Raw genomic sequence first — 12,441 nt, forward strand, 5'->3', positions numbered from 1 at the left:
GCGCTCAGATGGTGCGGTAAGCCGTCGTGACTTTCCACAGATAGCGCGGTGCCTGTGCCGCCGGATGTTTGTTCTGTACGTGCTGATAGAACTCATCGGGTGACATGGCATTGATCATCGCAATCGCCCGATCGCGGTCGCGGGAAAAGGTCCGCAGCAGCGCACCGGCTCCATTGGCGTAGGAGACAATGGTGGCGTAGCGCAGCGTCAGGGGATCGCGGATGCCCGAGAGCGCAGAGTCCTGCAGGATGCGGATATAGGCGGTGCCGATATCGATATTTTTTGCCGGATCGCGCAGTTCGGCATTGGAGGGTTGTCCGCGGCGGCCCAGCGTGCGATAGACCTCGCGTCCGGCGGTTGAGGCTTTGATCTGCATCAGCCCTACCGCGTTGGAGCGGCTGACAACGCCCGGATTCCCACCTGATTCGACACTGATAATGGCGCTGATTAACTTCTCATCAACGCCATAATGACTGGCGGCATCTTCGGTAAACATGGCCCAGGTTCCATTGACGCTGGACGGCGGTGCCTGAGTTAACGGCGTGTTGCGCTGCTTCACAATCTGATGCGGTGGCTCGCTGGAACAGCCGGTCAGGAGTAACGCTGAGAGTATAAGGTGTCGGATTTTCAGCAATTTTTCATCTCTTCGCTGTGATGGCGAATGCTATCATACCCAGACAGTCCGGGAGCAAAATTACCGTTTATCCTAAATGCGCTAAAATCTGGCGCGTACCGTGACTTCAGTGGCGCTTTTCGCCATCATCGCGGTAAAGGGTGCTAACAGCAGGAAAGTATGATGATTTCACGTTCAGTCCGTCTTATTTCCCCCTCCGGTTACTGCCACAATCAGCCTGCGGCGCTGCAGGGCATCGCACGGCTGCGCGCGGCAGGTCATCAGGTTGAAAACGAGCAGGTGATTACCCGCCGGTTTCAGCGCTTTGCCGGTACGGATGCGGAGAGACTGGCGGATATTAACCAGCTCGCCGGTCTGGCTACCCTGCCCGACGTGGTGCTGGCCGTGCGCGGCGGTTACGGCGCCAGCCGGCTGCTGTCGTCGATCGACTATACAGGTCTGCAACGTCGTCTGCTGAATCAGCCGCTGGCGTTGTGCGGTCACAGCGATTTCACCGCGATTCAGCTGGCGCTGCTGGCGCAGATTGGCCTGATTACCTTCAGTTCACCGATGCTGGCCGGTAATTTCGGGGCCGCGACCTTATCTGAATTTACCCTTCATCACTTCTGGCAGGCATTGACATCCCCGACGGTTGAGGTGAAATGGCAAAGCGAAACGCCGGACCAGGGTGAATGGCAGGGCACGCTTTGGGGCGGGAATCTGGCCATGGTCTGCTCCCTGATTGGCACCCCCTGGATGCCGCAGATCAACAATGGCATTCTGGTGATCGAAGACGTCAATGAGCATCCATTTCGCATTGAACGCATGTTAATCCAGCTGGAGCAGAGCGGCATTCTGGCGCGACAGCGGGCGATCATCACCGGCAGTTTTACCAGCACGGCGCTGTCGGACTATGACAATGGCTTTGACTTCAGCACCGTCTGGCAGCGGCTGCGCGACACCACCGGGCTGCCGGTCATCTCCGATCTCGATTTCGGTCATGATACGGAAACCGTGACGCTGCCGCTGGGCGCCCGCGCGCGGTTAGCTGTACGTCAGGGGCAGGCGCAGTTACAGGCAACCGGGCATCCCGTTCTGCGGGAATAGCGAACGTTTCAGGAGATCGACATTGAAGCCGTTGTATGACGATTTGTGGATCTCAACCCCGGAATTTCCGGTGGAAGATGCCGTTAACGATCTGATGATGCATGGTTTTATGCTGCGTCATCCGCGCGGCAACCTGCTGATTGGCCGGGTAGAAAACCTGCTCGATCACGAGGTGATTGCCGATAGCGGCGGCGTGATCCGTCACTATCTGACCCACTGGCACGAGGCGGCACCAGGAACAGCCGTGATCCAGCAGCGATTCAGCAGCGCACTTTACTGCCACAGCCGGTCGCTGGGTCCGATCAGCCGTTTTGCAGAGCCGGACGACACCTTCACTCAGCCGGACACACACTTCGGGGATTTTCATCTGCTGCCGACACCCGGCCATACGCCGGGCAGCGCCAGCTATCTTTACACCTCACCGCTGGGCATGACCTATCTGTTTGTGGGCGATACGGTGACGCGTGCGCATGACCAGTGGATCACCGTCATGGTGCCGGACAGCAATCCGGCTGAACTAAGTAAGACGCTGGATTTTTATCGCTCGCTGCGCCCTGATGTCGTACTGATGAGTACCACGCGTGGGCATCTTTCCTGGAAAACGGTCACGCTGCAGAGCTGGCTGGCGGCGATTGATGAAGCTGAGCAGCACCCGCTGGACCTGCGTCAGCAACCGCTATTCTGATCAAAGTTCTCTGGTCAGATAGTGTCGCTGGTGATGCAGGATATAGTTCCCCAGCGTGAGCCGCAGCGTGTAGCCGAGCTTTTCGTAAAAAGGGCGAGCCTGAAAACTGGCCGTATCCACCTGCGCATAGCGGCATCCGCGCCGCACCGCCTCCTGTTCGGCCGCCCGCATCAGCTGGGTGCCGACGCCCTGACCGCGTAGCGTTTCACTGACCCAGAGCATATCAATCCGCAGCCAGCTACCGGCCGTCGAGCCGGTCAGCCCGGCCAGTTTCCTGCCCTGCTCATCCCGGATAAAGACGCCGACTGAACGAATTTCATCTGCGTCGAAGAAGCGGCTGTTATGTGCTTTCAGGCCCAGCCTGACCTCATCCAGATCCTGCGCGGTGACCGTGTCGGTAATCTCAGGTTGCATACTGGCTCCCGGTTAAGAATCGGAACGCTGACGGTCGTCGTAGCGTTCCAGGCTCAGCGCATCCACATCGCGTTTTTCGCTGCGGCTGCAGGGCAGCAGTTTATCGCTGTCGTGATAGACAAAGAAGGTGGCCTGACTGCGCTGATTCACGATCAGCTGGTCACCATTGCGAAAACGGGTAATCGCCACCCGGTCGCCCGCCTCAAGCCGGGTACGCTGCTGGCCGGCCGCAATCTGGAAATGGTTTTCCGGCCACATCAGGGTGGTTAAGCCATATTCGGCGCGCGAAACGATCATGGTCGCCCGGCCGGGACAGTTAAGCTGAAATTCGGTTTCGCTCCAGGCAGGGGCGATGTGACAGGCCAGCAGGCCCAGGGCAATCAGTGCTGCCTTCATGCTGTGTCTCCGCTGATTTTATTCAGAATTTTTAGCTTAACACATCAGAGAACAAGGGTGAGCGGCGCGACTGCGATCGTTAAGACCACGGATAAGTGGACTCAGCCTGCGAAAAAGCTGAAAGTTGAGAAAAGGTAAAGTATATCCGGCCCGTGTAACAGGCTGTCACACGGGCCGGATAAAGATTATTCAGCTGCCACTTCTGCGGCCACTAACATCAGGGCCAGCCCGGCATTCTCGCCATCATAAGCCTGCATCGCTGCGCGGATATCGGCGGAACAAGCAATCACCTGTTGCTTCTTATCGGCTTCTAACTGATCAATCGCCTGCCGAATAATCATCAGACTTGCTTCTTCTTCTTTCATCATTTATCCCTGGATTTGCCTAAGCGGTGCGCAAAGACGCCAAGAATACCGTTAATCAACAGGAAAAGTCACCCTTTTACATTCCTGCTGCTTAACGATTAAACAAATCACAAACAGGATGCACAGCGGAAAATGCTATAATCAGGTCAAAAGGGCGCAGAAGAGTGACAGTGCGCCAGCAAACTCCCAGGGATTGAAGCAGGTAATAATTCATGATGCGACTCAGCGTGTTAATCCTCATCGCGATGCTTACTGGATGTTCATCTGGCCCGAAAGGGGTGGAGTGTCCGGGTGAGGTTTACACGATTTATGGTCAGCCGATGGGACAGACCAGCGCGGTGATTTTCGACCTGGTTAACGCCTTTACCGTCAGCCGCGACAAGGTGAGTGTGGAGAGCGGCCCGCTGCAGTCGCTGGATCGGTTTAAATATGTCCCTTCTGCCGTAACGCGCGAAGGCTATTATGCCCAGCGCCTGTCAGACAAGCAGTTCCGCCTGATCAACCCCTGGCAGGACACCCAAATCACCTGGACCTGCCCATAACGGATGAATCCTGCTGCCAGATCGTTTATTGTCAGGAAACGTCAAGCTGCAGGTCTCCCCGATGGAAAAACGTCTCGATAACAACGGTTATATTGACTTTCCCTTCCCCGCAACCCGTAACGCGGATGGCTCCGTTAATCCCTGTGGGTTCGATCTGACGCTGGAAGCGGGCCGCCTTGAAGAGATTGCGGTGCTGAACCGTTCGGTGAATCTCCGGCGGCTGGTTGAGGAGATCAACCTGCAGGAGGGGCTGTTTATGACGCTGGCCTGCGACTGGCAGCAGCAGACCGATGCGGTCTGTGGGTTTATTGATGTCGCGTTCCGCCCGGATTTACCGCATCACGGTCATGAGGAGGCGCTACAGCTTGAAGCCCGGTTTAACCGCTATCTGGCCGGACAGGAGAAACAGCATCAGATGCCCGCCGACGCGCTGGTGAACTATGCCCGTTCGGTTCTCGACTGGAGCTGGTCACCGCTGCGCCAGCGTCAGCGCGACTATGAGAAGATCACCATCCAGTTTTACTGTCCGCAGGCTGAGGATGCCGAATGGTGTTTCGACCATCTGCGTCATTTTCTGGTCAGCGTCTACCCGGCCTGCGTCGCTGCCCGATCACGCTGAGCCCTTTTGCCCCTGGAGTTGCCATGCGATCTGCTGCGCTGTCTGCCGTGATACTCTTCTGCTCATTGCTGTTTGCCACGGCTGCTGAAGCCGATCGCTGCCAGCAGATCCGCGCCGGCCTGGATATCGGTTCCGGCACCACTAAAATAGCGGTCGCGCGCGTTAACGTCTGCCAGCTGCGCATTGAGGAAATGCTCTATCAGGATCAGCGGGCTGTGGCCTGGAACGACGCTCTGGCCCATTCGTCCGATAATCAGCTTAGCCCGGCGATCATGCAGGAAGGGGTGACCGCGCTCCGCCAGCTGCTGACCCGTGCACAGCGTTTTCACCCCAGGCGAATCAGCGGCGTCGCCACCGCAGTGTTCCGTAACGCCAGCAACGGAGAAGCCGCGATCGCGCAGCTACAGCAGCAGACCGGTGCGGCGATCAGCATCATTTCGCAGCAACAGGAAGCGAAACTCGGTTTCCTCTCCGCAAAAGCGGCGCTGGGCGATCCCGGCATCCGCGATGAGCAGTTACTGGTCTGGGATATCGGCGGCGGCTCGATGCAGATGACCGCCTGGCGGCAGGAGGCGGGCAAACCAGTTGCCGATATTTATCAGGGCAGACTGGCCTCCGTAACGCTGAAAAACTTTATTCTGACGGTGCTGAAGAATCAACCGGATGCCCCGTCACCCAATCCCATCGGCTCCTGGCGGCCCCCGGTGCTGCGTTTTGTGCAGTTTTATGCGGCGAATGATGTCAGCCCGCAGATCAGACAGGATGTGGCCGGCCGGCGGGTAATCGGCATCGGCGGCGTTCACGGTTTCTCCATCCGCAATCAGCTACCGGGAAAACCGGGTCGCTATACGCTGGCGGCCCTCCAGCAGTTGTCTCAGCAGCAGGTCTGGAAAGGCGACAGTGAACTGTCGGGCGACTACCGGGCCACTGACGTCAGCAATCTGCTGCTGGTCGAAGGTTATATGCAGGCGCTGAAGATCAATGAGGTCACCGTTGTTGAGGCCAGTCTGATTCAGGGTGTCCTGCTGCAGTAACCCCCTGTCGCCCGTCAGGAGGCAAGTGCGACGAGCGTGCGCGATGCCTTCCGTTCGCCGCTGGCGGTTTCATTCAGGGATTGCTGCGTCGTAAGGGGGTGCCCTGCGCCGCCCCCCTCTTCAGCTTCCCTCTTCACCGGGTCGATACTGCCATCCCTACACGCTTACCGTGCTCCTTTTTCAGCGCCCTGGCGCCGCCAGAACCGTCGCTCAGACAGACAATCTCTGGCCCGCAAACAGGCTGCTCTACACAGTCAGAAACGATTTTTCAGGCTCCAGATCCCCTCAGCCAGAGCAGAACTCACTATCTTTGCTACGCTTTTAAGGTCTCACTCAAAACCAAGGAGCAATAAATGTCAGGAAAAATCGAAGATAAAGTAAAAGAAGCGGCTGGCGCAGTTCAGGAACAATGGGGTGCAGCAACCGGTTCATCCGAACATCAGGCAAAAGGCGCAGCTCGCCGTTATACCAACCAGGCAAGCTATGCAGCACGCGATGCGGCTGAGTGCATCAAGGATCAGGTTCAGTCTAATCCTGCTGCCGGTCTGGCCATTGCGGCTGGCGTAGGCGTGTTTATCGGCTTCCTGCTGGGCCGCAAGTAATACGTCCTGACGTCAACGGAACGGAGGCCTGAGGCTTCCGTTTTTTTTGGCTTTCACGCCTGCCGGTTAAGCGGTCTCTGAAAGAGACGTGTCCGAGGCGGGGGGAAGCGGTTATGACGTTCATTCTGTACTCTTTCTGACAACATCAAGGTGACCTTATGAAAACGATTCCTGCCCTGCTGCTGGTTGCAGCGACCTTCGCCTCGCTTGCAGGCTGCTCCCAGAGAAGTGACGCGATTAAAGCCGATGGCCGTCCACATGCGCCAAGTGGTCAGTCTTCGCCTGGCGGTACACTGGGTTCCGGCCCTGTCGGCCAGCCACAGTCTTGATTCCCCTGCCCCGGCAGATTTGCCGGGGTTTATCATCGTCGTAATATTTCTGCCTGCTGATAAAAATATCCTTACTAATAATTAACCTGCTATTAGTTATGACAGGAATTATAAAAAGGGCTTTTTCCTCACTAAAGTCAGAGTTATCTAAGTTCTTTTTAACATGCCTTACTCTCTTTACACGATCCTGTATATATACCAGAAATAAACAACATAAAAATCATGGAAACAATTTAAACGAACCCTTTAGAAGCTAAAAAAACATCCTCCCGCAATGAACTTCAGCCACAATGATAATCTCTAATCACGCACAACCTCTTTTTGTTAACTGTTACGGCACTGCTAAGAGAATTCAGGCGTGAAGAAAAAAAAGATTTATCTGATCGATCGACTATTAACTGCCTATTCCCGTTTTTCCGGCAGAAAGGTTTCTCAGCCTCTGCAGGCCCTGACGCCACAGACGGTAGTCGTCTACTCTACGACCGCGCTGGGCGATTTCCTGATGAATACGCCAGCTATCTGGAGCCTGAAAAATCGTTTTCCCACCAGCAAGTTTGTTCTGGTTTCCAGCGAGAAAAACAAGGATCTGGTCAGCCGGTATAACTGGTTCGATAAGATTTATATCTGGGATAACAAGATTGCCAATTACCTGCCGCTGTTTTTTAAATTGCGTCGTCATAAACCCGACCTGTCGGTGATATTACACGCCCATTTCCCCTACGATATTATGAGTTCGGTGCTCAGCGGCAGTAAGGCTATCGTGCGCGACCATTACGGTAGTGAATCGCCGTTGCTGAATAAATATCTCGACCACTATTCCGGCTATTTCGACGACCACACGATTAAACGTAAGCTGAAACTGATTGAGGCGCTGGGTGCAGAGAGCGCGCAGACCCGGATGCATCTGCCTGAGCTGAATCTCCCCACCGCCGCCACGCCGGGTCATCGCCGCATCGGGTTTCAGCTCGGCGCCTCCAAAGATATTCGCCGCTGGCCGCTGAAATCGTTCTGCCAGCTCGCGACCGCACTGCTTGGGCGCTGGCCTGACGCAGAGATTATTGTGACCGGCACCGCCGCTGAGCAGCCCCTGGAGCGGGCATTTATCGAAGGCCTGCCTCCGCACTGCCGCAGCAACATCACGCCGATGGCGGGAAAAACCAATCTGAGCGGACTGATTGGCCTGATTCGCACGCTGGATCTGCTGGTCACCGGCGATACCGGGCCTCTGCACATCGCCGTGGCGGCACAGACGCCGACCGTCAGCCTCTTCGCCACCGCCAACCCACGCTACACCGGCCCCTGCCAGGACAGCGATCGTCACATCATTATTCATCGTCCGGATAGCGCCGCATCGCCGCATCCGATGGCGGCAATCCAGGCCGAAGAAGTGGAGCAGGCCGTGGCGAAACTGGTGGGATAATGCGCGAACTCTCTCAGGCTATCATCACGCTGATTGAATATCACAATCGGCCTACCGCCCTGGGGCGATTCCGCAGAGTCGACCGGGCCGGGTTTTATCTGCAGCAGCTCCCGCTGAACGAGGTGGAATTTGCGATTCTGATGAGCGACTTCTTCGTTACCTTCGGCGTCAGTTCAGAGCACTACGATGAAGCGCGCTATTTTCCGGCGGAAAAAACGCGGCATTTCGCACCGGCTCGCGGGTTCAGAGCCGGTGCCGCAAAAGCCGGCTATCCGCTGACCGTCGCCATGTTATGTGAAGCGGCCAGCACGGGAGCCTGGCCCGCTGAGGACGCGTGAAGAATGGTATGGAGGAATGCGTCATAGACCTCACAGCTGGTCAGCGCATTAACCTCCCGGGACGCGGGTTGCAGCACCTGATAATTTACCTGCCATGGATGCCAGCAGGCAGGATCGCTGTCACCAAACAGCGCCACCACCGGTAATCCCAGCGCGGCGCCCACATGCATTGCCCCGCCATCACTGCTGACCAGCCCCAGACACAATGACATCGCCGCAATCAGCTCAGGCAGCGTGGTGGTCGGCACTGCTCTGACCGGAAGATGGGGACAGCGCGCCATGATGTCGCGCGCCTTCTCATCATCACCGGGATGCCGAGGATTATCGCGACTGCCGGGTGACCAGAGCAGCATAATCTGGCAGCGTTGACGCGCGGCGATTTTTTCAGCCAGCCCGACAAAGCGGGTAACGTCCCACTGCTGACTCGGCTTACGTGCGCTGATCTGCAACGCATAAACCGGAATGGCGGAATCGATAGCATATTTATCCCGCAGACGGGCCGCGAGGGTCGCATCTGGCCGCAGCGTCAGCCGGCCAGGCATCGTGGCGTCAGGCAGCAGCGGCCCTCCCAGACGGAACAGAACTTCACTGATATGAGCGGGCGACGGATCAGGCGGTAACAGATCGGTAATCAGCGGGTGCGGCTGCTGGCCCAGCGCGATCACCCGACCGGGACGCACCGTTTTCACCCATTTCAGGCCATGCCGGTCCCAGCGGCTTTTTGCCAGAATAACCACATCGTAGCGCTGTTTTTTCAGGGTCCACATCAGCGTCAGCCGCTGTAGCAGGCAGGCGAGCCGCCCCTGCCCGGCCTCCCGGTGATGCAGTTTGGTGTAACAGAAGAGCTGCCGGATATCGGGATTATGCTCTAACACGGGTGCGGCATAATGGTTAGTCAGCACATCGACCTGATGCTGACCCGACTGCGCCAGCGCACTGATTAACGGCGTGGTCAGTAAGGTGTCGCCAATGTTATCCCGACAAATAATTAAAACCCGCATATCTGACATCCTCTGCGCACAGGCTAAGCCATTCCGGCTGAATAAGGTGAGACTCGCCCGGTTAACGCTCTGGAAACGATAACGTAACGGTAATAGTCAGCAGATTAGTCAGCGCAGTGTCAGATTGGTTCCGTAGGTAATTCTTTGTTAAATACCGGCGCGGCACCTTACAGTAAGGATTCTCTGCAATAAGAGACCGGACGGGGTTTCGGCTGTGATGGTGCCAGCAAGGGATGTCAGGCGCGGCATGGCCACCGCTGGCGGCAACCGGCGACTGACAGAGTGCAGATTGTCAGTCGCTGCTTTTTTTCAGCAGTCTGATAGCCAGCTTCATAACGGGTTCTGAAGGGATGCCGTTAAACATCCTCTCAATGTTTTCTGAAATTGCGTCGCGCGTAAGTGGCTTATCCTCGGCCAGGATCTCCAGCACTGCCTGGCCAAACAGCAGGCGGCATGCCGCAATAGCATCATCGACTGACTCATCGTCCATCCTACCCTCCCTGTATTTCAGCTGCAGCCTACACCGCAGCGGCATCCGGATCATGCTCAACAGCTCTTTTTGCGTGTCGGATTCCATAAACCCCTGACCCGCTTTATGCCAGCCTGGCCCGGCAGAGTTCATGCCGGGCGCGTCCTTCAGCGGGCAGGCATTAGCAGAGCGTATCGTTTAACAGCTCAAGTGCCACACTGTAAACCAGCGCAGGCTGCGCATCGGGCAACATGCCCTTTATCTTTGCTTCCAGCGCGTAATTGGTCACCGGCTGATCTTCGGCTAATAATTCCAGTACCGCCTGACCAAACATCAGGCGGCAGAGATGAATCGCGTCTTTTGTATATTTCGTATCCATACATCCTCCATAGCGTGAGCACTTACAGTAACGCTATAGCGGCGCAGACAGAGACGCGAAGTGGCTTTTCACGCCGTTTTTACAGTGGCATCGGATAATATAATTTGCAGAAGTATTACAATTTACATCTGAAGGAAATGTATTGTTACACCTGCGCGGAACATCGTTTTCCGGATGGAGCGCATGTTAAAGGGATGTTTCATGTAGCGACAACGCTAAGCAGTGTCTGTTGAAGCCCCTGGACGACGGTAAAAAAAGGATGAGAGCGCAGAACCGGACGCGCGGGCAGCTCCTGCCAGCAACAGCTGAAAGCCTTGACGAAAAGTGAACCAATACCTGTTTTTGAGAATTACGCCTCCACACCGCCATAAGTAATGCGTTCAGGACAATCTATTTTGCCATGCGGGGTTGCATTGACCAGCAAATAACCTTACGTGAGAATAAGTCAACAACCACGGCCAGATACAGCCATCCTTCGTGGGTCCTGATATAGGTTATGTCCGTTACCCAACGCTTATCCGGAGCATCCGGGTTGAACTGCCGCCGGAGCCTGTCAGGCGAAACGATACTGGCTTAGCCTTTACGTGCCCGCTGGCTCCGGTAGCCGAACTGAGCTTTTATTCCGGCACGCTTCATCAGCCGCAAGACCCGGTACACTCCGCACGGCTGCCCGGTATCACGCAGATCGAGATGGATCTTGCGATAATCATAGACGCATCCCGATTCCAGCCAGAACTGTTAAATCTGCCCGGTCAGCATCTGGTCTGCATAGTGACGCTGTGAATGTGGCTTCTGAAGCCAGAAATAAAATCCACCCGGATGTGCATCCAGAACCCGACAGAGCAGGCGAACAGGCCAGCAACGGCTGTTGTCGCGGAAAAAGTCGTACCTCAGTCGGATAGCTTTGCGAAGTACGCCGCGGCTTTTTTGATATGTCCCGATCGTCGGTAACCCGCTTCAGCTCTTTCTGGAGACGGCGAATCCCGGCCTGAGCATCTGACTGTTCTTTATTATCGGAAGAATCCGGACCGTATTTCTTTATCCAGGCGTAAAGGCTGTGGGTGGTGATATCGAGACGTGTTGCAACGCTGGAAACAGAATAACCACGATCAACAACCTGTTTGACTGCTTCAATTTTAAACTCTTCGGGATAACGCTTACCGCTCATGGGCACCTCTCTCTTTAAGCCATCTTAAATGACTCTGAGGTTTCTGTTAAACTCTGGCGATTCAATAGCCGCGCAAATGGCGACATCAATGACTGTCAGGAAATCGCTACTGATCATGATTTCTCCCCAAGCCATTTTTTACAAATGGCAGTTTTGAAACGCCACCATTTTTCAGCCAGAAATAGCCCTGTACCGTAGCAGCGGAGATTACGACAGTCGCCAGGGCATCAAGTGGTTTTTCCCAGTAATCCAGATAAACCTCCATTTTGTCAGCGACAAAACCGGCCCCAAATACGCCAGCCACATAGCCAAACAGGAAATACCCGAAAATCTGGCGGCGCTTCAGATTGATGGCGGTGACGATGAAACACATCGAACCGGCAAACGCACCAAACGCGATGGAATAATCCACGGAGGTAATAAATACCACCAGCGCAGACGTGACTATGCCCCAGCCCGCTACGGTTGTCGTAGCGCCGGTGCTTAATGGCTCGGCCATTACTGTCCTCTCTAATTATCGGATTCTTTAGACACAAAAAAAGCCCGCCGAAGCGAGCTTATGCAAGTTAGGGGATATTACTCCCCTTTTCTTTTCATGAAGTAAAGAGTCAAATCTTTGAGAATGGATACGCCACCATAGAAGCAAAATAAAATTACAAAAAACTTTGCAAATTCATACGGCAGGAAACCCAGCACTCCATCTTTTGGGAAAATATTTATCGAGGTTAATAGAACCCCAGCCAATAATATCCCTGGTATAACGCAGGTGCTTCTTACCTTTTTTTCCCTACCACGTGCACTGTCCGCCATAATTACTCCCTGAACCGCCACCATTGCCGTTTCCGCCTGAAAAGCATTGTCCAGTTATCGCCCCAGCAACAACCCCTCGGACTACGCCTGGCAACGAGGTTGAACCCGCAATAGCGCCGGCAATAATACCCGTTGCACATGGGTTCTCAC

At 55.3% G+C, this 12,441-nt stretch carries 18 protein-coding genes and 1 pseudogene; 9 read left to right on the forward strand and 10 right to left on the reverse strand.

Features of this window, described 5'->3' with window-relative positions; all coding sequences use genetic code 11:
- Positions 1–4: 4 nt before the first annotated feature.
- Positions 5–634: a membrane-bound lytic murein transglycosylase EmtA gene (gene emtA / locus RT657_RS02310; protein ID WP_111138705.1), complete on the reverse strand. Its 630-nt coding sequence runs from the start codon at positions 632–634 to the stop codon at positions 5–7.
- A gap of 162 nt (positions 635–796) precedes the next feature.
- Between emtA and ldcA the strand changes: the two genes are divergently transcribed.
- Positions 797–1,720 carry a muramoyltetrapeptide carboxypeptidase gene (ldcA, locus tag RT657_RS02315; RefSeq protein ID WP_313652186.1) on the forward strand — a complete coding sequence of 308 codons (924 nt, stop codon included), beginning with the start codon at positions 797–799 and terminating at the stop codon, positions 1,718–1,720.
- Positions 1,721–1,742: 22 nt separating this feature from the next.
- Positions 1,743–2,405 (forward strand): MBL fold metallo-hydrolase, encoded by a 663-nt coding sequence (locus RT657_RS02320; RefSeq protein WP_313652188.1) that lies wholly within the window; start codon positions 1,743–1,745, stop codon positions 2,403–2,405.
- On the opposite strand, the gene RT657_RS02325 is transcribed toward RT657_RS02320, so the two are convergent.
- The 3 genes from RT657_RS02325 to RT657_RS02335 all read right to left on the reverse strand — a co-directional run bounded on the left by RT657_RS02325 (position 2,406) and on the right by RT657_RS02335 (position 3,580).
- A complete protein-coding gene (locus RT657_RS02325) occupies positions 2,406–2,819 on the reverse strand; it encodes a GNAT family N-acetyltransferase (protein ID WP_313652190.1) in 414 nt (137 codons plus the stop codon). It lies immediately after the preceding gene.
- A 12-nt stretch (positions 2,820–2,831) separates the two neighbouring features.
- Positions 2,832–3,215, reverse strand: coding sequence for a hypothetical protein (locus tag RT657_RS02330; RefSeq protein ID WP_313652192.1), 384 nt, complete (start codon positions 3,213–3,215; stop codon positions 2,832–2,834).
- 185 nt (positions 3,216–3,400) lie between these two features.
- On the reverse strand, positions 3,401–3,580 hold the full coding sequence (locus tag RT657_RS02335) for a hypothetical protein (protein WP_313652695.1): 180 nt from the start codon (positions 3,578–3,580) through the stop codon (positions 3,401–3,403).
- 212 nt (positions 3,581–3,792) lie between these two features.
- Between RT657_RS02335 and RT657_RS02340 the strand changes: the two genes are divergently transcribed.
- From RT657_RS02340 to RT657_RS02370, 7 genes are all read left to right on the forward strand, one after another.
- Complete coding sequence (locus RT657_RS02340; protein WP_313652194.1) at positions 3,793–4,122, forward strand: hypothetical protein; 330 nt, start codon at positions 3,793–3,795, stop codon at positions 4,120–4,122.
- Between the two features lie 61 nt (positions 4,123–4,183).
- The gene (locus RT657_RS02345; protein WP_313652196.1) at positions 4,184–4,741 is read left to right on the forward strand and encodes a hypothetical protein; all 558 of its coding nucleotides are present in this window, start codon (positions 4,184–4,186) and stop codon (positions 4,739–4,741) included.
- A gap of 23 nt (positions 4,742–4,764) precedes the next feature.
- The gene (locus RT657_RS02350) at positions 4,765–5,775 is read left to right on the forward strand and encodes a phosphatase (RefSeq protein ID WP_313652198.1); all 1,011 of its coding nucleotides are present in this window, start codon (positions 4,765–4,767) and stop codon (positions 5,773–5,775) included.
- A 353-nt stretch (positions 5,776–6,128) separates the two neighbouring features.
- A complete protein-coding gene (locus RT657_RS02355) occupies positions 6,129–6,377 on the forward strand; it encodes a CsbD family protein (RefSeq protein ID WP_313652200.1) in 249 nt (82 codons plus the stop codon).
- A 158-nt stretch (positions 6,378–6,535) separates the two neighbouring features.
- A complete protein-coding gene (locus RT657_RS02360) occupies positions 6,536–6,706 on the forward strand; it encodes a hypothetical protein (protein ID WP_167498249.1) in 171 nt (56 codons plus the stop codon).
- Between the two features lie 358 nt (positions 6,707–7,064).
- Positions 7,065–8,126 carry a glycosyltransferase family 9 protein gene (locus tag RT657_RS02365; protein ID WP_313652202.1) on the forward strand — a complete coding sequence of 354 codons (1,062 nt, stop codon included), beginning with the start codon at positions 7,065–7,067 and terminating at the stop codon, positions 8,124–8,126.
- Positions 8,126–8,464, forward strand: a complete 339-nt coding sequence (locus RT657_RS02370; protein WP_313652204.1) for a DUF1493 family protein — start codon at positions 8,126–8,128, stop codon at positions 8,462–8,464. The genes RT657_RS02365 and RT657_RS02370 overlap by 1 nt, the downstream gene beginning before the upstream one ends.
- On the opposite strand, the gene RT657_RS02375 is transcribed toward RT657_RS02370, so the two are convergent.
- The 6 genes and pseudogenes from RT657_RS02375 to RT657_RS02400 form a co-directional block, all read right to left on the reverse strand.
- Positions 8,395–9,465 (reverse strand): glycosyltransferase family 9 protein, encoded by a 1,071-nt coding sequence (locus tag RT657_RS02375; protein WP_313652206.1) that lies wholly within the window; start codon positions 9,463–9,465, stop codon positions 8,395–8,397. The genes RT657_RS02370 and RT657_RS02375 overlap by 70 nt on opposite strands.
- A gap of 292 nt (positions 9,466–9,757) precedes the next feature.
- A complete protein-coding gene (locus tag RT657_RS02380; protein WP_313652208.1) occupies positions 9,758–10,042 on the reverse strand; it encodes a hypothetical protein in 285 nt (94 codons plus the stop codon).
- A gap of 73 nt (positions 10,043–10,115) precedes the next feature.
- Positions 10,116–10,313, reverse strand: a complete 198-nt coding sequence (locus tag RT657_RS02385; RefSeq protein ID WP_128085120.1) for a hypothetical protein — start codon at positions 10,311–10,313, stop codon at positions 10,116–10,118.
- A 324-nt stretch (positions 10,314–10,637) separates the two neighbouring features.
- Positions 10,638–11,481: pseudogene (locus RT657_RS02390) on the reverse strand (IS3 family transposase); the annotation flags it as partial.
- Between the two features lie 106 nt (positions 11,482–11,587).
- Positions 11,588–11,980, reverse strand: coding sequence for a putative holin (locus RT657_RS02395; protein WP_313652211.1), 393 nt, complete (start codon positions 11,978–11,980; stop codon positions 11,588–11,590).
- A 77-nt stretch (positions 11,981–12,057) separates the two neighbouring features.
- Positions 12,058–12,315, reverse strand: coding sequence for a hypothetical protein (locus RT657_RS02400; protein WP_313652213.1), 258 nt, complete (start codon positions 12,313–12,315; stop codon positions 12,058–12,060).
- Positions 12,316–12,441 lie beyond the last annotated feature (126 nt).

Source organism: Pantoea sp. (genome assembly GCF_032114055.1).
Classification (GTDB): domain Bacteria; phylum Pseudomonadota; class Gammaproteobacteria; order Enterobacterales; family Enterobacteriaceae; genus Pantoea.